A 17,283-nucleotide genomic window follows, 5' to 3' on the forward strand; every position below is an offset into this window, starting at 1 on the left:
TATGACGGACGCTGTGCCTTCTCCCGGGGCGACCCCAGGACCTCAGGACCCCGACCTGCGAGCCTCCGACGCCGACCGTGAGCGGGTCGCCGAACACCTCAGGGACGCGCTGGCCGAGGGCCGGCTCGACATGGCGGAGTTCGAGGAGCGGCTGGAGGCCACCTACAACGCCCGTACGTACGGGGAGTTGGTGCCCCTCACACGCGACCTTCCGACGGGCGCGGTGGCGGTGCCGCTCACCAAGGCGCCTGCCAATTCGCCTGCGGTGACGGGTGACTGGGCTTCGCGGATCGGCGGCGAGGGCACGTCCTCGTGGGCCGTGGCGATCATGGCGGGGTTCCAGCGCAAGGGGCACTGGACCGTGCCGCGGCGCTTCACGTCGTTCGCGTTCTGGGGCGGCGGCGAGATCGATCTGCGCGAGGCGCGGTTCGCGGAGCGCGAGGTCGTGATCAACTGCATCGCGATCATGGGCGGTATGACGGTGATCGTGCCCCCCGGAGTCGAGGTCGCCGTGCGCGGCATCGGCATCATGGGCGGCTTCGACCAGCGCGAAGAGGGGGCGCCCGCCGACCCCGGCGCCCCGCGCGTCATCGTGACGGGCCTCGCCTTCTGGGGCGGTGTCGGCGTCGTACGAAAGATCACCCGCGCCGAGAAGCAGCGCCTCAAGGAGGAACGCCGCCGCGAGAAGCTGGAGCGGAAGGCGGCGCGGCGGGAGGAGTTGGGGGACTAAGCGGTGCTCAGCGGTGCCGGGCGGCGTCGATGCGCCGGTTCGGATGCATCGCCCGCCCGTCAGTGAGGTTGTTGCCCCAAAGGGAAGCGTCGTCGCTCTTGAGACTGGGGACCCCGCCGTAGGTGCCGCCGTCCGCGGTCACCAGCGGGGCGGAGAGCTGGTCCTCCAGCAGACCGTCGCGGACCTCGGTGATCGTGCTGTCGTGGTCGGTCTTGCCGGGCTTGAATGTCTTGCCCTCGATCGCCGCCTTCAGGTAGTAGAGGGCGTACTTGGCGTAGAGCTCGACGGGCTGGGAGACCGTGGCGTCGATCTTGCCCTCGGCGATGTCCTTGAGCTCTTGGGGGATGCCGTCGTTCGAGACCACGAACACATGCCTCTTGTCCTCCGGGCCGAACAGCAGACCCTGCTGGTTGAGCACCTGCAGGGTGCCGGAGAGCGCGAAGCTGGCCTGCATGTAGACGCCCTTGATGTCCGGGTGGGCGGTGAAAGCCGCCTGCAGCTTCTGCCGCGCGACCGTCCTGTCCCAGTTGGTCGCCTCGCCGAAGACCTTGATCTTGGGGTAGTTCTTCTTCATACAGTCGTTGAAGCCCTCGGTGCGGTCCCGGCCGTTGATCGAGGCAAGGTCGCCCTGGAGCATGACGACCTTGCCCTCACCGCCGAGCTTCGCGCCGAGGAAGCGGCAGGCCTTCTCGCCGAAGGCGCGGTTGTCGGCGCGTACGACCATGTAGACGTCGCCGGCGTCGGGACGGGTGTCCACGGTGACCACGGGGATCTTCTGCGCGGCCATCTGCTGGAGGGTGGGCGCGATCGCGGCGGTGTCCTGCGGGGCCATCGCGACGCCCTTCACTCCGTGGCTGATGAACGTCTGTGCGTTGGCGGCGAGTTTGGCCACGTCGTTGTGCGAGTTGGTGGTCTTCAGCTCCAGGCCGAGCTCCTTGGCGAACTGCGGGGTGTACTTGATGTAGGACTGCCAGAAGTCGGTGTCGGAACGGGGGTAGTCGACGCCCACCAAGGCACCGTCCGTGTCGGCCATCGGGTCGCCACCGGAGCCGCCGCAGGCGCTGAGCGCGGTGACGGCGAGGGCGGTGACGACGCCCAGACAGGAAAATCCAAGGCGTCTGGTCTTCACGGCTGGTTCTCCTTGCGGACGGTTTCGCGCGGGAGCGTCAGGCGCGGGGCGGCCCCTCAGCCGGTGCATACCGCCGTCGACAGCGAGATCAGTACGGGTGGTGGAACCGGAGAGCGGGCTCGCGAGGTACGCGCCGGCGGCGGCGACCTCGTCGACGGTGACCAGTCGGCCCATCGGCTGGCGGTTACGGCCACGTCGGCCACGTCGGTCACGTCGGCCACGTCGGCCACGTCGGCCGGTACGCCGACCAGCGGTGCGGGCATGTCGTCGGGCTCGAGGCCGACGCCGGCGACACGGGCCCCGCGGGCGGCGGGCAGCCGCGCCGTGGGCGGTCCGATCCCGGATGCGCCACCGGTCACCACTGCCGTCAGCCCGGCGAATTCCGACGCGTTCATGCGGTTGCCTCCGTGTTCCACACTAGGCCTGTCCGGCGGATCACGGGCGGAGCCATAAGCGGATCGCGGCGACAGTGACGGTGCCGTGGAAGACGTAGGCGCGCTTGATGCCCCACGCGCCTGGACCACCCACCCCTGGACCACCCACCCCTGGGGCGAACACCCCGCACGCCCGCCATGACCGCCCGCCAGTCTGCGCGAGCTCTAAAGCTCTGCCGGTGCCGAGCCCTTCAGGTGGGACAGGTTGAACGTCTCCGCCATCCGGCGGTACCCCGCGTCGCTCGGGTGGAGGTGGTCCCCCGAGTCGTAGTCGGGCCGCAGCATGCGCGGGTTGTACGGGTCGCGCAGCGCCTTGTCAAAGTCCACGACCTCATCGAACACATTGCCCGAGCGGATCTGCGCGTTGACGGCCTGGCGGACGTTCTCCAGGCCGGGCAGGTACCCGCGATGCCCCTGGAACGGCATCAGCGTCGCGCCGATGACGCGCAGCCCCCGGCTGTGTGCCTGCCGGGTCAGCTCGCGCAGCCCGTCCGTGATCTTGTCGGGGTCGGTCTGGTGCGGGGTGCGCAGGATGTCGTTGACGCCGAGCACGATGACGACGGCCTTGACGCCCGTGCGGCTGAGCACGTCGCGGTCGAACCGCGCCAGCCCGCTCGGGTTGATGGCGGGCCACGTGCCCTTGGGCCGCCCCAGTCCGTCGGTGAGGATGCGGTTGCCGCTGATGCCCTCGTTGACGACGCTGTAGCGCGGCGCGCCCGACTCGTCACGGAGCCGGTCCGCGAGGACGTCGGTCCACCGGCGGTTGGCCCCGACCGTGGACGTGACCCCGTCGGTGAGCGAGTCGCCGATCACGACGACGGTGCCCGTCGACTCGTTGCTGAGCACGTCCAGCGCGGTCAGATACCGCCAGTACGGGCTCTGCTCGGTGTACGCGGCACCGCTCACGTCCTCGGTACGGTCGCCCTTCGCGACGTACGAGATCTGGCGGGCCTGCGGGTGGTACGTGACCGGGCCTGACGGCGTCGGCGAGTACGTCGTGATGAGCATGTCCGCGTCGTGCGGCACCTCCATGCGTACCGCGTCGCTGACCACCTGCTGTCCCGCCGCGATCACCACCGAGGTGCTCCCGGAGAACGTCAGCCGCCGCAGCGTGCCGGCCGCGGCCGTCGCGTTGCTGGGCGCGGCCGCCACGGCGATGGAGGCGTGCGTGATGGTGAGGGGCTGCTGCCCGAACAGGTTCGACAGCGTGATGCGGGCACTGGTCCCGCCGACGCTGGTGTGGACCACGTTCCGGACGGAGTGGCCCGCGAGCCCCTCCTGCTCCGTGCCGGGCTCGGCGGCCGCGGGCGAGGTGGCCCAGGAGCCGACCCAGGTGCCGGCGGAGGCCGGAGCCGCGGAGTTCTGGGGATTACGGGGGCCCGCCAGGGTGTCCTGGGAGCCGGTGCCGGCGCGCGAGACGCCGAGATATATGGCGGCCGAGACCACCACAACCACCGCGACGATCGCGGCGAGCAAGGCATAACCATGACGCTTGGTCATGCGGTGCGTTTCTCCTCGGGCAAAGGGAGCCCGAGGCTCCGATCTTGGTCTCCCCATGATGCGGCATGGGGCTGAGGGAAGCAGACGGCACCCCCCGGCCTCTCAGACGCCGGGAACTCATGGAGCGTTCCGGGAGTCGGTCAGTAAAAGGCGTGAGGTGAAGGGGCGTGCGTCACAGGGGCGCGTCTTTCGCGCCTCGAGCGGCGTGCAGGACAGGCGTGCAGGACAGGGCGGGGACGGCCGGCACGAAGGGGAGAAGGGCGCAGGAGGGAGCAGGAAGGGACAATGCGTACGGGGGACGGCGACGACGGCGAGAGGTCGAACGGGCCGGTGGATCGGATGGAACATACGAAAACGGATGAAGCGGGCGTAGAGGTGGACATGGGGCAGCATGCCCGTGACGGCGGACCGTCACACGAGGTGTCCCCCGAAGGGTTCACCTACAGCGCCGCCGACGAGGAGAAGCAGCGCGGCGTGCGCCGTATGAAGGCCACCGCGAGCGGCCTTCTGCTGCTCGTCGCGATCATCTACGTCCTCGCCAAGTGGGCGCAGAGCTCCGGCGCCGGCCCGTGGACCGGCTATGTCGCCGCTGCCGCGGAGGCCGGCATGGTCGGTGCCCTGGCCGACTGGTTCGCGGTCACCGCGCTGTTCCGCCGCCCTCTCGGCCTGCCCATCCCGCACACCGCGATCATTCCGACGAAGAAGGACCAGCTGGGCGTCACGCTCGGCGAGTTCGTCGGCGACAACTTCCTGTCCAAGGACGTCGTACGAAAACGGCTGCGCGCCGTCGGCATCGGCAGCCGCCTCGGCAGCTGGCTCGCCGAGCCCGAGCACGCGGACCGCGTCACCGCGGAGATGGCCGCGGCGCTGCGCGGCGCCCTGACCGTTCTGCGCGACTCCGACGTCCAGGCCGTGGTCGGCGAGGCGATCAACCGGCGGGCCGACGCCCAGGAGATCGCGCCCGGCCTGGGCAAGATGCTGGAGAAGATCGTCGCCGACGGCGGCCACAAACGGGTCGTCGACCTGGTGACCGTACGCGCCCACGACTGGCTCGTGGAGCACGCCGACTCCGTGATGGACGCGGTGCAGGGCGGGGCTCCAGGCTGGACCCCGCGGTTCGTCGACAAGAAGGTCGGCGAGCGGGTCTACAAGGAGCTGGTGCGCTTCGTCGCCGAGATGCGCGACATGCCCGAGCACCCGGCGCGCGCCGCCGTCGACCGCTTCCTCGCCGACTTCGCCGTCGACCTGCAGTCCGACACGGACACGCGGGCCCGCGTGGAGTACCTCAAGCGGGAGGTCCTCGGCCGCGGCGAGGTCCAGGACCTCATCGCCTCCGCCTGGTCCGCCGTCCGCTCCATGATCGTGGCCGCGGCCGAGGACGAGCGCAGCGAGCTGCGCCTGCGGGTACGGGCATCGCTGCTCTCGCTCGGCGCCCGGCTGGCGGTCGACGGCCGCCTGCAGAACAAGGTCGACGGCTGGATCGAGGGCGCCGCGGTGTACGTGGTCACGACCTACCGAGACGAGATCACGTCCCTCATCACCGACACGGTCGCCGGCTGGGACGCCGAGCAGACCACGAAGAAGATCGAGGCCCACATCGGCCGCGACCTGCAGTTCATCCGGATCAACGGCACGGTGGTGGGTTCGCTGGCGGGGTTGTTGATCTATACGGTTTCGCGGGTGTTCGGGGCGTAGGCCGTCGCTATCGCTGTTGCTGTCCCTCGATCGACGCGTAGGGGTCAGGCGCGCCGGTCGGCGATCGCCCAAGAGGCGAGCGCGACGCCACCCGCGACGGAGAACACGGCGGGCCAGGCGCCCATCTTCTTGGCGAGCGGGTGGGACCCGGCGAAGGCGGCGAGGTATGCGGCGGTCAGCGCCCCGGCGGCCTTGCCCCCGGCCTCCCGCCGCCACTGCTGCGCGGCGGCGGCCCCTGCCACGGCGAGCACGGCCCCGCCGAGCTGACGCTTCTTGGTCCAGCGGGCGACGCCGTAGCCGCCGATGAGCCCGCTGGCCGCCACGACCGCGGACGGTACGTTCTGTACCTTCGCCATGACCTGTCTCCCTGCTCGTCGGTCTGCTTCTGCAGGCTAACGCGGGGTGAGGGGGCTGTTCGGAAGGGGGGAGCGGACGATGGAGCACGTCACGCACGAGGGGGTCCGGCTCGCGTACCGGGACCGTGACGGTCGCAGCGGCCAGGGATGCCTGAGCGGCCCGGGCAGCGGGGGCGGCACCGGCAGCCGCCGCCGGTCCTGCTCCTGCACGGCCTGGCCGGGCACATGGGGGAGTGGGACGCGCTCACGGAGCTGCTCCTCGCCGACGGCCACCGGGTGGTGGCGTACGACGCCCGAGGCCACGGAGCCAGCACGCGCCGCCCATCGGACATGACGCGAGCGGCATGCGTACGGGACGCGGTGGCCGTGATCCGCGCACTGGACCTCGCCCCGGTGACCCTGGTGGGCCAGTCCCTGGGCGGCCATACGGCCATGCTCACCGCGGCCGCGTATCCGGACCTGGTGCATGCCCTGATCCTGGTGGAGGCGGGCCCGGGCGGCCCGAACCCGGATCTCCCGGCGCAGATAGGCGGCTGGGTGGACGGCTGGCCGACCCCGTTCAAGTCCCTCGCCGAGGCTGAGAACTTCTTCGGCAACGAGGCCTGGGCCAGGGTCCTGGACGAGCGCCCCGACGGCTGGCACGCGCGCGTGGACCGCGACGTCATGGTCTCGGCCGTCGCCGAGCTCGCCACCCACGCGTACTGGGACCAGTGGGAGCGGGTCCGCTGCCCGGCCCTCGTCGTACGGGGCGCCAACGGCACGATGCCGGAGGCGGAGACGACCGAGATGCGAGCCCGCCGCCCCGGAACGACGCAGCTCGCGGTCATCCCGGACACGGCCCACGACGTACATCTGGACCAGCCGACGCGGCTGCACGCGGCGGCTACGGCTTTCCTGGCCGATGTTGAAGGCGTAGCGGCAACAGACGATGCATGGAGGAGTGGCAGTGGGCGGGAACGTTGAGACAGCGGCGCTGGCGCAGGTCGTGCCGACGACACAAGGGGTGGACGAGCAGATCGATTGGAGTGAGCTCGAGGAGATATGGGGGACCCGGTTTCCAGCCGACTACGTCGCCTTCATGGAGACGTACGGGGCAGGGCAGCTCAGCGGGGAAATCGCCATACTGCTGCCGGTTCCACGGCCCGATGCCTATTCGGACGGGACCGGCCTACGGAACGAGACCCTGAACGCCCGCGGCACCTGGAAGATGCTCGGCGGCAGAGCGGGCACGGCCCTCGACGTGGACCCCGACTCCATCCTGGCCTGGGGCGTCACCAGCGGCGCCGACATCTACGGCTGGCTGACCACGGACGACGATCCCGACCGATGGCCCGTGCTGGTCTACGGGCGGCACACGCATCCGACCTTCCAGATCCACCCTTTCGGCATGGCGGAATTCCTACGCCGACTGCTCACCGATAAGGAATTCCAGGAGGAGACGATCAGCGTCGTCCTTCCGGAAGAACACCGCTTCATCAACTGGCGCCAGCAGAAACGGTGGTTGGATGCGGACCTGGATCCCTCCACGGGGGAGCCCTGGTAATCAGCGGCTCATGCCGCCGCACGATCAACGACCGGGCACTCCTGGCCCAAACCTTGAAGGAAGGCCCGCCAGGCGGGGGCCCGGACGGCGACGACCGGGCCGGCCGCCTGCTTGGAGTCGCGTATGAGGGTGCCGTCAACGGTGTGCGCGCACTCGACGCATTCGCCGCCTGCGCCGTTGCTGTACGAAGACTTGAACCACGACAGGCTCTTCTCGAAAGCCGACTCTGCACTGGTCATCGTGTGTATTCCTTCAGGATGGACTTGATCAACTGGGTGGAACGCTGAGGGCTGAGAGCGGCGGCCCGGAGGCCGTCGAATGCCCTCGTGTACTCGCGAACGTGATGCTCGCCTTCAAGATACGTAGCGTCGGTGATGCCGTCCCGGTACACGATGTCCGGGTCTTCCGCATCAGGGAAGCCAAGCATCGTGAATGAGCCAGTGGCCGGGTAGGTGCCGGAGTCGAATCCCTTGCCTCTCGCAAACCTCGCCGGCTACGTCGCCGCCGGCGGTCACTTCGCCTGGCTCTTCGGGATCGCCGCGGTCATCGCGGCAGCGTCCTGGACCGTCCTGGCTGGACTGGAGCCAAGCAGACCGCCTGTGTTGCGGGAGTTGCCAAGCTGGACCCTACGAGGTCCGTATGCCTTGCGCGTCATGACGAAGTGATTCCATGCCTCCGCTGAGACCGCGATGTGTGGAGCACTCGGCCGCTTGGAGTCCCGCACGAGGACACCAGAGGGGACGAAGGCGGCCTCCACACACTCGGTCGCGTTACCCCCGCTGTAGGACGACTTGAACCAGGCGCAGTCGGCGGCGGGCAGGGAATCGGCAGGCATTACAGCTCCTTGCGGACGCGGTGGATCAGGGAAGAGGAGGCCTCCATGTCCAACGCTTGTGCGCGAAGGTAGTCGAACGCAAGTCGGTATCGGTCCAGTTCCTCGTCCTTCTCCAGGAAGAGCGAGCCGGTGTGAAAGTCGACGTACACGACATCGAGGGCGGGTTCAGTACCGCCGATGATCACGAAGCTGCCGAGAGCGGCGCTGTGGGCGCCCTTGGAGAATGGCAGTACCTGGAGCGTGATGTGAGGAGATTCGTTCGCTTCCAGTAGCCGATCGAGCTGCTCCTTCATGATCTCAGGCGAGCCGACAACACGTCGGATAACGGACTCGTCGAGGATCGCCCACATCCGGGGCGGCTCAGGGCGGGCGAGGATTTCCTGCCGCTTCATACGGATGTCCACGAGGCGCTCGATCTCGGCCGGCGCGAGGCGCACCTCGTTGGCCTGCTGCAAGGCAGTGCTGTACCTGCGGGTCTGCAGTAGCCCGGGCACGTAGACGCAGGAGAAGTGGTCTTCGCGTACGGCCTCGTCTTCGAGCGTGAGCAGAAGGTTCATGCTCTCTGGGATGGAGTCGGCGAAGGAACTCCACCATCCTTGCTCTTTCGCGTCCTTGGCGAGCGCGACAACAGCTCTGCGCTCAGCTTCTGTTGCTCCGTACTCGCGACAGAGAGCGTCCACCACAAGCCACTTGACCGGGCCGGCCTGCGTCTCGTAGCGGCTGACGGTTGCCTTGGACACCCCGACAAGCCGCCCCGCTTCCTCAAGGGTCAGTCCTTTGCGCGCACGTAGCTTCCGCATCATTGCGCCGAGCTGACGGCGGCGTGTGGTGGTCCGTTCGGGCATCTGCTTCCCTCCGCATGCGCCCGGGAGGCTGCCCGGGACGTCAATGAGGCTAGGCACCAGGCAAGTTGACGTACCAGCAGATTCACTCGATGGATTCTCGTGAGAAGTTACACGGCGCGACTTCTCTCTGCCATGCTGGTTTGCAGATCGCTACGCAATGCAGTCGTGCGGATACGGCAGGCGCAGCATGTGCGTGGCTGGGACGGAGGAGTGGTCATGTCTGGCTACGAAGTCGCCGAACCTCGACTCCGCTGTGTCCTGCCCTTCGAGGCGGAGCCCGCGGAAGTGCAACTGCTCCGGCAAGCTGTCACCGCGCAGCTCAGCCAATGGGGGATGGCCGCAGCCACGGACGAGACACAGCTGGTTGTCACTGAGCTAGTTACAAACGTCATCAAGCACGTCGGCCAGGGGGCTGCAGCAACCTTGATCTTGGAGTCGCGGGGCCAGCGGCTCCGCGTGGAGGTTCACGACAAGAGTCATGTAGTGCCCTCAGTCGCGACCTTGGACTGTGACGAAGGCGGGTGGGGATTGCATCTGTTCGCGGCTCTGGCAGTGGATTGGGGCACCGTCGTGACTGCGTTGGGCAAGGCGGTCTGGTGTGAGATCCCTCTCGATCCGCCCTCAGGCTGCCGCCGCATTGAGCGAGCGGTCACCGCGCTGGAGATCTATCAGGGCATGCGTGGCCGGGCCGGTCTGCTGAGTGGCAGACGTGGGGTAGAAGTTGAGGAATCAGCGGTTGAGCTGATCGTGGATCTGCTCCACTGGACCACCGCCTGGGGTTGTGACCCCGACGACGTTCTCGATCGCGCCCAGATTCACTACGAGGCTGAAGCGGGAGTGGCCTAATGGGTGCCCCGGGCGGACTTCAGCATCTCGCCCCGCAGGGCCTCTGGAGTACGCCAGGATTCTCCGGGACGGCTCCTGTGGCACATGCGGTGGCAATTCGCGCACAGGCACGCGAGGTCGTCGAGCCGGGTCTCTCGGGTGCCGGATACGTGGAGAGGCGTGACGTGGTGCACTTCGATGTAGCCCTCGCCAAGAAGTCCGTAGACGTGGGCGAAGTCAAATCGGCAGACCTCGCAGCGGAGGGGACGCCCATCGCGTCGAACCTGCCGAATCTTCAGTTTACGGAGCTTGGGATCCCGCTCGCGGGACAGTGCCCAGCGGGCGAGCAGTCGGCCCTCGATGGCGGTGGATCCCGTGTCATCGACTTCGCCCGGCTGCGGAGGTATGAGCTGGAGCTGACCCGAGCCGATGCCGTCCGCGATGGCCTGAGCAGCCTGGAGCATCTCGGTTTCACGCTTCGTGAACGCATCGATCATCCGCCGCGTTGGCTCGCCGCATCGAGTGCGTTTGCCTGCGTAGGCGTGATGGTTCGTGGCGAAGTCCGTGGTCTTGCGGCTGACACTGTCCGGGGAGCGGAAGCCGGGCAGAGTGAGAGCTTCCGGGCCGTGAAGGGGGAGCGAGCGCAACAGCTCAGACAGCTCCTGAACCTCCTGATCGCTAGTTCTACGCTCGCGCCAGCCGTTCTTCACGACAAGGGCGCCGGCCAGCACGAGTTCATCTTCAGTCCAAGCAGGGCTCCGCATGACCAATATCGTATGAGTGTTCGGCGTGACGGAGGGTGCGTTCAGCGAACCATGGGACGTGTTGCACACTTGGTGAGGTCTCGTTGTCAGTGGGGTCTGTCACCCTCAGTGATGGTGGATCGCAAGAAGCGTCTGCCGCTGCACGTCTGTAAGGAGGGGGCATGACCCGCACGAACGAACGCAGGTACACCTCGGTGGAGATCTGCGCTGGTGCTGGGGGGCAAGCTGTTGGCCTGCACAACGCTGGCTTTCAGCACGTTGCTCTGATCGAGATCGACCGGGACGCATGCCAGACTCTCAGGGCCAACACCGATGGGAATCCGGAGTGGGACAGTTGCAAGGTCATCGAGGCCGATCTCAGAGAGTTCGATCCTGCTGATCTTGGGCTGGAGCCGGGCGAGCTTGATCTTCTGGCTGGCGGAGTTCCCTGCCCTCCGTTCTCAGCGGCAGGCAAGCAGCTCGGGCGTGACGATGAGCGGGACCTCTTCCCGACCATGCTCGAACTCGTCGACCATCTCGAACCTAAGGCCGTGATGATCGAGAATGTGCGCGGGCTGCTCGATCCCAAGTTCGCTGAGTATCGTCAGGAGATCATCAAGCGCTTGGAGTCGATGGGCTATGAAGAGTGCTACTGGGATGTCCTGGAGGCCAAGAACTATAGGGTTCCGCAGCTGCGCCCTCGGGCCATCCTGGTCGCCATGAAGCCGGAATACGCCCAATACTTCGAGCACTCGAAGCCAGAGGAGAGCGAGCCCATCAGCGTCGGTGAGGCTCTGCATGATTCGATGCGAGCGCGCTACGAAGCCGTTGCATCCGACCCCCGTGCTGAGAAGGCGTTCAAGGATTGGTACAAGAAGGCACTTGCCGATGTAGCGCCCACGGTGGTCGGGGGTTCCAAGAAACACGGCGGTGCAGACCTGGGTCCGACACGGGCCAAGCGGGCATGGGCTGAGCTCGGTGTGTGTGGGCTGGGCGTCGCTAATGAACCGGAAGAAATGAAGGACGCGGAGCGAGACCTGTTTGCTCCTGCAGGACCGAAGCTGACCGTGGCCCAGGCCGCCATCATCCAGGGCTTCCCAAGTGAATGGAAGTTCTCAGGACGCAAGACCGCTGCTTACCGGCAGGTCGGGAACGCGTTTCCCCCGCCGGTGGCGCAGGCTGTTGGGGAGCAGATCTACGCTGCGTTTGAGGCTGCGGCGAAGACCCAGACAGGTTGAGGCGCGACTCATGTCACTTCTTGTGCAGCCGAAGGCGGCTGACTGTAGCCGCGATCTTGATCGCGCAGTCTTCGGCTGCCTCATGCTCCCAGAATCGAAGCACAGTCCATCCTGCCGCCATGAGCTGCTCATCTGTATCGCGGTCCCGTGCCACGTTTCCGGCGACCTTGCTTGACCAGTAGCCCGGGTTGGTCTTGGGGGGTACGTAGTGCTCCGGGCAGCCGTGCCAGTAACAACCGTCGATGAATACGGCCAGCTTCGCCGAGCGGAAGACGATGTCGGCAGTCCGGCGCAGACCGGGCAATGGCTTGGCCGCTACCCGGTAGCGAAGTCCTTGGGCGTGGAGCAGGCTGCGCACCAAACGTTCAGGCTGAGTGTCCCGGCTACGGATTGCCTGCATGTTGCGACGCCTAGTAGCCGATGAGGCCCAGGACCCCTCGGGGGGAACCCAGGTCTGGTCGGCGTCATCGATCTGCCTCTGCTGCTGCATGCCCTCTCCTGCGTGACCGCTCAGTCTGGAGCGCTCGTATTCTTCCTAGTCTCAGGCAGAAGCGGAGCGCGCTCTGGCTGATCGTCCGGGCTGGCCACGACCCAGTATCGACCTTCAAGCCACACCTGTGGCTGGCCGTCGTGGTGCTGCTTCGCCTCAACGACCCGGATACTGATGTTCTCGCCCTCCTGCGGGATGGGGAGCCCCAGCTGTTCGGCGACGGCCTGATGGTTGGGGTAGTCGCCGCATATGAGGATCCCCTCATCGCGGAGCTTCTGGCGAGCGCCTCCGTTGTACCGAACACGCTTCATGTAGTCCTTCTGCTGTGCAAGAGTGCGTACGACCGTACGGCTCACTCTGCGCCCCTGCACTTGGCGGAACAGCTCGTTGACCTTCGCCTGCCCCCGACTGCGCTTCGACCCAGCGCCGGCGGTGAGGATGGCTGCCTGGGTCTCCTTACTGATGTGCAACAGAAGGTTCTCCTCTAGCGGTTCCTTGTGCCATAGCCAGGAAACGAGTGCATGATGTTGCTTCGTCAGTTGAAACTTTCCATCCCGATTGCCCTTCTTCGTGATGGTGCCGCTGGTTGTGAGTTTGGCGCGGTTGGCGCGCAAGAGTCCGGCACTCCAAAGCCCCTGGTGGTCGTCTGCCCAGACGACGAGGCAGATCTCGTCAAGAGCCTCCGGCGGGATCATCCAGCCGTAGAGCTTCTGCGAGAACTTGCAGTCGACTTCAACACCTGCGATCAGATAGTCCATGTCGACGCCGCTGTGGAAGTTGAACTCGCGCAGCAGATTAATCTCCACCAGCGTGCCCGCATGAGTCTTCTCGGTCTTATGTAGGTCGTTCCAGTCAAAACGCCCGGTGTGTTCCCCGTCGAGTAGTTGATCTATGGTCTCGCGCAGGACACGGGCAAACCTCTCCCCCTTCGGGTCGAGGCTGAGCAGATGCTGCCGCACGAGCATCAGTTCCGGGTCGTCGTAGACACCAGGCGCCGGACCAGAGTGTCCGAAGAGCGTCACAGGCGGACTCCTGAGTAGGGGGAGGACTGCGTGCTCCCAGTATCACCGATCACAACACGTGCTGTTCATCTGTTCTAAGACCAACTACGTTGCGCAAACGGCAAGTTGGGGCCGATGTGTGAGGTGGACGGGTGACAGAGACCACGGCAGATGACGTGCTGGAGCTGTTCTGTGCTTCTGCAGGCACAAAGAAGCGGTTTGAGGACTGGAAGAGTGATCCCCGGAGGGCGGAGGTGGCACCGGTGGTGCTGGCGCACCGTACCCGAGTGCTGTATCGCCTCGCCGAAGGCGACGTGTTAGACGTCTGCCGCCGTACCGAGCACGCTCTGGGGCAAGTGAGGCGTGAAGTGGGTGAGAGCGTTCCTCAGATCGTGGACTGGCACCCGGATTTCGCGTTCACGCATACGTTCCATACGTGCGTCGAGAGAATGGGAGCCCTTCCCACGTACCAACGCTTCCGGGAATTCTCCCTCGACGACGATGACGGTCAGAGAATGCTCGGCAAACCGGCGAAGGATGTTATCCGTCGTCTCGTTGGCGCGGGGTGCCCACAGTGGCAGGCGCAGGCGGCGATGCGCTGGCGTATCGGGAACGCGTATTACGGTTTCCTGCGCGAGGTTTACACCCTAATGCAGCTTCGGCGGCGCGGAATAGATTTGCGGGTCCACCCGCTGGCAGACGCGCTATTTCGCGTGGATGCCTGGGTGGGGCGGAGGGCGCTAAGTCTTCGTGTGGGAAACAAGAAGTTTCGGCAGGGAACCAACAGTGGTCGGAAGACCCCAGCCGAGCAACTACTCGCTGACGTGCTGCCGCCGTTACACTTCGACACGATCGAACTCGGGGCAGCAACTGCATTCGGCGAGGTGCACTTGCCGACGGCGGTGCACCTCGACCATGCTGCAGCCCGTCTCACGGATCATGGTGGGACTACCAGCGCTACTCACATGAATTGACGATAGCCGCGTCTGGACGGCTGGAGTCCTTCGCCCGGAATCGGACGAGCTGGCGCTTGGAGTCGATCGCGGCTAGGGGCGGGATCACGGTGAAGGCCATGATGACATCAGAGGCATCCGCCTTCCCTGTGGCCGCGGCCTCCCTGACCTCGGCGTCTGTTCGAGCTTCGACCACCGGGTACAGCAGGACTACTCCACGGTGCGGACCGAGGCGGGGAACACCCTCCTCGCTTCGCTCCAGCTCCGCCTGATCGATCAACTGCTGGGCGTATGCGCGGTGTTCCAGGCCGGAGATACGGCTGAAGGCCGCTTTGCCGGCCTGGCGGGTTCGCCGGAACAGTGAAAACGGGCCGTGGCCCAGCACAGTCGCCTCGATGCGGTGATGCTCCGTGCGGTGCGGCGCCATGACGAGCCAGTCGTCGACCTTAGCGAGACGGCCGTCGAGCTGAGAGAGGTACGTGAGGTGCGGTGCAAGGACGTTGCCGTCCTCCCATTCCAGTGCACTGAGGATGCCGAGGAGATCTGCGTGTGGCACGACGGTGGCAGCTGCACGGAAGCTGCGCGGCAGGGGGGTCGTGTCATCGGGCAGGAGATGACAGGTCGTGTTTGTGCCGCTTAGCGCCGCGAGTACCGGCTGCCAGCGCTGCGTGTTGCGCGCAATGGCCTTGGAGGAGAACGGGTAGGCCGCGGGCTCTATGGGGCGTCCTGGCGATCGCACCTCAACCAGCTCCGCGTTGAACATCTTGTTGCGAGCCGCGGGCTTCATCCACGACAAGTGCTGGGCGACCAACGGGGGAATTTGTGCGGGCGTCACCTGCGGTCGGCCGTCCACCATGGGCGCGTATCGTGCCAGTTCGGCACGGAAGAGTTCCTCGTCCCGGCAGATAGCCTCGAACGCTTCGTACAAGTCGGCTGTTCTGGTCTTTGTCAGCTGCTCCTCGCGGCCGATGTACAGCCGCACCAAGTCCCGGTACCCGGGCCGGAAGCCGAACCACCGCCCCATCTGCATCAGCGTGTCTGCCTGCTGCGTCGTGCGGCGGTAGTAGGTGACCGTGAGGCCCTCCACTGTGAAGCCGCGGGAGAGCTTCGTGCCTCCGACCAGGATCTTCCAGACGTTCGGAGTGCGGTCGAAGTCCAGGTCGATCTGCGAGAAGTAGCGGTCGGTGTCGCCGTTCACGACGATGACCGGGTTACCGCCAGAATTGATCAGTTGGCGGGCACGCGACACGTACGGCTTCAGGTCGGCATAGGAGGCGGGGACGGGCAGGCCGTCGTCGGCGTACCGCTGGAAGTCGGAGGCGAGCAGGCCCTCCAGGCGAGCGTGACCCTCGGGGCCGGTATAGCCCGCCTGGTGCCACATCGTGTTGATGCGCAGGGCGAGGTCCGCGTGATCATCCATCCGGACGGACTCGTGCACGAGCATCGTGTGGTGGCGGAAGGGTCCATCCGCTACGCCCTGATCGGCGCGGTAGAGCTTGAGAGCTCCGGTGAGCAGGAAGGCATCCATGGCTTCCTGGAGGCGGTCGCCAGTGTCCTCGAGGATGCCCCGGACATGGATCTCCTCCGCAGTACCTTCGGGGTTGTCCAGGTCGTGGAAGTCCTGAACGCCCATGTAGCCGGACGGGCGAGGCAGCGAGATGAGGAAGTCACGCGGGAAGATGTCGTCGCCGTCGCCCGGGTCGACGAAGACATTGGCGAAGGGCGTCGCCGTGTAGCCGACGTACTGCGCCCTCGGGAGGAGCTTCAGCAGATCCGAGATGAGGCCATTGATCGCGGTACGGCTGACCTTGCCGGCCTCCCACTTCTTCGGGTCGGTGGTGTTGACCGAGGCCTGGTCGGACTCGTCGTCGATGATGAGGGCCGGTATCTCGGAAAGTAGCGGGCCGATCTTCCGCAGGTCCTTCACCAGGTTGGTCAGGACACTCTTGTTCTTCTTCACGACCATGACGCGGGCTGCCGCGTCATGCAGGTTTGCCGGGTCATACAGCGGACGCGCGCGGTCGTGCTTCTCGAACTCCAGGGTGCGGATGCCGTTCAGGAGCTTCCGGTAGTCGTCGTCGCGTGTGGTGAGCCGCTCGATGTCGAAGGATCCGAGCATCGAGGGACGGCCGTCATGCGAGACGAATTTATGCGGCCAGTCTTCGTCGTCCTGATAGTCGATGCCGACGAGTGCGTCGAGATCGGTGGGATCGGCTCCGCGCAGGATGTTCTCCTGGCCTATCAGCTCCATGTCGAGACGGCGCTGGGTCTGGGCACGGAGCAGGTTGAGCGTGCCGCCGAGGACGATGACGAGGCGGTAGCCCGCGTCAATGGCCTTGGCGATGACGCCGGTGAAGTTTGCTGTCTTTCCGGACTGGACGTATCCGACCACTAGGCCACGGGCGCCGTACGGTTCTTCGCGTGTTGGGTCGGACAGCCGCTCCACAACGCTGTGGGATGCCTGGTCGAGGGTGGATACGGCGGCGTCGCTCCAGCCCTTCTGGCGCAGCGCCTTCTCGTACGACCTCCAGTAGAAAGAGCGGCCGGCGGCGCCCTCCCTGGAGTACCACGGCTGGAACTCCCTGCTGATGACTACTGGACCAGGTTCCTTGAAGACAGGCACGATTGAGTCCAGTGCCTTGCGCAGATCTGCTCCAAAGCCGAGACGGTTGTAGGCATCGGCACGCCGGTCATCGGTGCGTGCAGGGGAGTTGGACCAGCTGGGGTTCTCTGCGAAGTCCCAGGCCGTGAGTGTGCGGCGCCACAGGGCAGTCAGCTCGTCGCCGGAATCAGCGGACAGCAGCCGGTCGCGAAAGTGGACCAGGTCGGTGTCGGCAGGGTCATGCTCCTCGGAATGCACGAAAGCGAGCTTGGCGAAGTGCTTGGGGCCCCCTCGGTGCATGGAGGCCAAGACGTCTATGTGGACGTTGAGAAGGTGATCAGTCATTAGGGAATCTCCGGTCCCG

Annotated in this window: 17 protein-coding genes and 2 pseudogenes; 7 read left to right on the forward strand and 12 right to left on the reverse strand. The window is 66.2% G+C overall.

The window, feature by feature from the left end:
* The first annotated feature begins 1 nt into the window (after position 1).
* Positions 2-730: a DUF1707 SHOCT-like domain-containing protein gene (locus H1D24_RS28880; RefSeq protein WP_181660654.1), complete on the forward strand. Its 729-nt coding sequence runs from the start codon at positions 2-4 to the stop codon at positions 728-730.
* Between the two features lie 7 nt (positions 731-737).
* Here the strand turns inward: H1D24_RS28880 and H1D24_RS28885 are convergent, their stop codons facing one another.
* The 3 genes and pseudogenes from H1D24_RS28885 to H1D24_RS28895 form a co-directional block, all read right to left on the reverse strand.
* Positions 738-1,859: a sugar ABC transporter substrate-binding protein gene (locus H1D24_RS28885; protein ID WP_309484486.1), complete on the reverse strand. Its 1,122-nt coding sequence runs from the start codon at positions 1,857-1,859 to the stop codon at positions 738-740.
* A gap of 42 nt (positions 1,860-1,901) precedes the next feature.
* Positions 1,902-2,042 (reverse strand): annotated as a pseudogene (locus H1D24_RS44410) (SDR family oxidoreductase); the annotation flags it as partial.
* A gap of 416 nt (positions 2,043-2,458) precedes the next feature.
* Positions 2,459-3,793, reverse strand: coding sequence for an SGNH/GDSL hydrolase family protein (locus tag H1D24_RS28895; protein ID WP_181660655.1), 1,335 nt, complete (start codon positions 3,791-3,793; stop codon positions 2,459-2,461).
* A 381-nt stretch (positions 3,794-4,174) separates the two neighbouring features.
* Here H1D24_RS28895 and H1D24_RS28900 point away from each other — a divergent pair, with 381 nt between their 5' ends.
* Positions 4,175-5,488 carry a DUF445 domain-containing protein gene (locus H1D24_RS28900; protein ID WP_246458624.1) on the forward strand — a complete coding sequence of 438 codons (1,314 nt, stop codon included), beginning with the start codon at positions 4,175-4,177 and terminating at the stop codon, positions 5,486-5,488.
* 44 nt (positions 5,489-5,532) lie between these two features.
* On the opposite strand, the gene H1D24_RS28905 is transcribed toward H1D24_RS28900, so the two are convergent.
* Positions 5,533-5,844, reverse strand: a complete 312-nt coding sequence (locus tag H1D24_RS28905; protein ID WP_181660658.1) for a hypothetical protein — start codon at positions 5,842-5,844, stop codon at positions 5,533-5,535.
* 147 nt (positions 5,845-5,991) lie between these two features.
* Here H1D24_RS28905 and H1D24_RS28910 point away from each other — a divergent pair, with 147 nt between their 5' ends.
* Entirely contained in the window at positions 5,992-6,807 is an 816-nt protein-coding gene (locus H1D24_RS28910; protein ID WP_181660660.1) for an alpha/beta fold hydrolase, read from the forward strand.
* Positions 6,791-7,387 (forward strand): SMI1/KNR4 family protein, encoded by a 597-nt coding sequence (locus H1D24_RS28915; RefSeq protein ID WP_309484479.1) that lies wholly within the window; start codon positions 6,791-6,793, stop codon positions 7,385-7,387. Before H1D24_RS28910 ends, H1D24_RS28915 begins: the two co-directional genes overlap by 17 nt.
* Before the next feature lie 8 nt (positions 7,388-7,395).
* Here the strand turns inward: H1D24_RS28915 and H1D24_RS28920 are convergent, their stop codons facing one another.
* The 4 genes and pseudogenes from H1D24_RS28920 to H1D24_RS28930 form a co-directional block, all read right to left on the reverse strand.
* Positions 7,396-7,626: a DUF397 domain-containing protein gene (locus H1D24_RS28920; protein ID WP_181660662.1), complete on the reverse strand. Its 231-nt coding sequence runs from the start codon at positions 7,624-7,626 to the stop codon at positions 7,396-7,398.
* Positions 7,623-7,853: pseudogene (locus H1D24_RS41800) on the reverse strand (Scr1 family TA system antitoxin-like transcriptional regulator); the annotation flags it as partial. The pseudogene H1D24_RS41800 and the gene H1D24_RS28920, both read right to left, overlap by 4 nt.
* Positions 7,854-7,898: 45 nt before the next feature.
* Positions 7,899-8,222 (reverse strand): DUF397 domain-containing protein, encoded by a 324-nt coding sequence (locus H1D24_RS43690; RefSeq protein WP_181660663.1) that lies wholly within the window; start codon positions 8,220-8,222, stop codon positions 7,899-7,901.
* A complete protein-coding gene (locus H1D24_RS28930) occupies positions 8,222-9,067 on the reverse strand; it encodes a helix-turn-helix domain-containing protein (protein ID WP_181660664.1) in 846 nt (281 codons plus the stop codon). The genes H1D24_RS43690 and H1D24_RS28930 overlap by 1 nt, the downstream gene beginning before the upstream one ends.
* A 216-nt stretch (positions 9,068-9,283) precedes the next feature.
* Here H1D24_RS28930 and H1D24_RS28935 point away from each other — a divergent pair, with 216 nt between their 5' ends.
* Positions 9,284-9,913, forward strand: coding sequence for an ATP-binding protein (locus H1D24_RS28935; RefSeq protein WP_181660665.1), 630 nt, complete (start codon positions 9,284-9,286; stop codon positions 9,911-9,913).
* Here H1D24_RS28935 and H1D24_RS28940 read toward each other — a convergent pair.
* Positions 9,910-10,656 carry an HNH endonuclease gene (locus H1D24_RS28940; protein ID WP_181660666.1) on the reverse strand — a complete coding sequence of 249 codons (747 nt, stop codon included), beginning with the start codon at positions 10,654-10,656 and terminating at the stop codon, positions 9,910-9,912. The genes H1D24_RS28935 and H1D24_RS28940 overlap by 4 nt on opposite strands.
* 161 nt (positions 10,657-10,817) lie before the next feature.
* Between H1D24_RS28940 and H1D24_RS28945 the strand changes: the two genes are divergently transcribed.
* The gene (locus H1D24_RS28945) at positions 10,818-11,873 is read left to right on the forward strand and encodes a DNA cytosine methyltransferase (protein WP_181660667.1); all 1,056 of its coding nucleotides are present in this window, start codon (positions 10,818-10,820) and stop codon (positions 11,871-11,873) included.
* Positions 11,874-11,886: 13 nt separating this feature from the next.
* Here the strand turns inward: H1D24_RS28945 and H1D24_RS28950 are convergent, their stop codons facing one another.
* Together H1D24_RS28950 and H1D24_RS28955 are read right to left on the reverse strand one after the other, a co-directional pair.
* Positions 11,887-12,363: a very short patch repair endonuclease gene (locus tag H1D24_RS28950; RefSeq protein ID WP_181660668.1), complete on the reverse strand. Its 477-nt coding sequence runs from the start codon at positions 12,361-12,363 to the stop codon at positions 11,887-11,889.
* Positions 12,364-12,383: 20 nt separating this feature from the next.
* The gene (locus H1D24_RS28955) at positions 12,384-13,385 is read right to left on the reverse strand and encodes a NaeI family type II restriction endonuclease (RefSeq protein ID WP_309484480.1); all 1,002 of its coding nucleotides are present in this window, start codon (positions 13,383-13,385) and stop codon (positions 12,384-12,386) included.
* Positions 13,386-13,516: 131 nt separating this feature from the next.
* Here H1D24_RS28955 and H1D24_RS28960 point away from each other — a divergent pair, with 131 nt between their 5' ends.
* Positions 13,517-14,338, forward strand: coding sequence for a hypothetical protein (locus H1D24_RS28960; protein ID WP_181660669.1), 822 nt, complete (start codon positions 13,517-13,519; stop codon positions 14,336-14,338).
* Here the strand turns inward: H1D24_RS28960 and H1D24_RS28965 are convergent.
* On the reverse strand, positions 14,322-17,264 hold the full coding sequence (locus tag H1D24_RS28965) for a Z1 domain-containing protein (protein ID WP_181660744.1): 2,943 nt from the start codon (positions 17,262-17,264) through the stop codon (positions 14,322-14,324). The genes H1D24_RS28960 and H1D24_RS28965 overlap by 17 nt on opposite strands.
* Between the last annotated feature and the right edge of the window lie 19 nt (positions 17,265-17,283).

This window comes from Streptomyces himalayensis subsp. himalayensis, from assembly GCF_013778455.1.
Lineage (GTDB): Bacteria > Actinomycetota > Actinomycetes > Streptomycetales > Streptomycetaceae > Streptomyces > Streptomyces himalayensis.

Bases quoted from the DNA above. Each gene is read 5' to 3' on its own strand.
- H1D24_RS28950 (WP_181660668.1), bottom strand. From the start codon at position 12,363: ATGCAGCAGCAGAGGCAGATCGATGACGCCGACCAGACCTGGGTTCCC.
- H1D24_RS28965 (WP_181660744.1), bottom strand. From the start codon at position 17,264: ATGACTGATCACCTTCTCAACGTCCACATAGACGTCTTGGCCTCCATG.
- H1D24_RS28895 (WP_181660655.1), bottom strand. From the start codon at position 3,793: ATGACCAAGCGTCATGGTTATGCCTTGCTCGCCGCGATCGTCGCGGTG.
- H1D24_RS28945 (WP_181660667.1), top strand. From the start codon at position 10,818: ATGACCCGCACGAACGAACGCAGGTACACCTCGGTGGAGATCTGCGCT.
- H1D24_RS28930 (WP_181660664.1), bottom strand. From the start codon at position 9,067: ATGCCCGAACGGACCACCACACGCCGCCGTCAGCTCGGCGCAATGATG.
- H1D24_RS28880 (WP_181660654.1), top strand. From the start codon at position 2: ATGACGGACGCTGTGCCTTCTCCCGGGGCGACCCCAGGACCTCAGGAC.
- H1D24_RS28940 (WP_181660666.1), bottom strand. From the start codon at position 10,656: ATGCGGAGCCCTGCTTGGACTGAAGATGAACTCGTGCTGGCCGGCGCC.
- H1D24_RS28910 (WP_181660660.1), top strand. From the start codon at position 5,992: ATGCCTGAGCGGCCCGGGCAGCGGGGGCGGCACCGGCAGCCGCCGCCG.
- H1D24_RS28920 (WP_181660662.1), bottom strand. From the start codon at position 7,626: ATGACCAGTGCAGAGTCGGCTTTCGAGAAGAGCCTGTCGTGGTTCAAG.
- H1D24_RS28905 (WP_181660658.1), bottom strand. From the start codon at position 5,844: ATGGCGAAGGTACAGAACGTACCGTCCGCGGTCGTGGCGGCCAGCGGG.
- H1D24_RS28935 (WP_181660665.1), top strand. From the start codon at position 9,284: ATGTCTGGCTACGAAGTCGCCGAACCTCGACTCCGCTGTGTCCTGCCC.
- H1D24_RS28900 (WP_246458624.1), top strand. From the start codon at position 4,175: ATGGGGCAGCATGCCCGTGACGGCGGACCGTCACACGAGGTGTCCCCC.
- H1D24_RS43690 (WP_181660663.1), bottom strand. From the start codon at position 8,222: ATGCCTGCCGATTCCCTGCCCGCCGCCGACTGCGCCTGGTTCAAGTCG.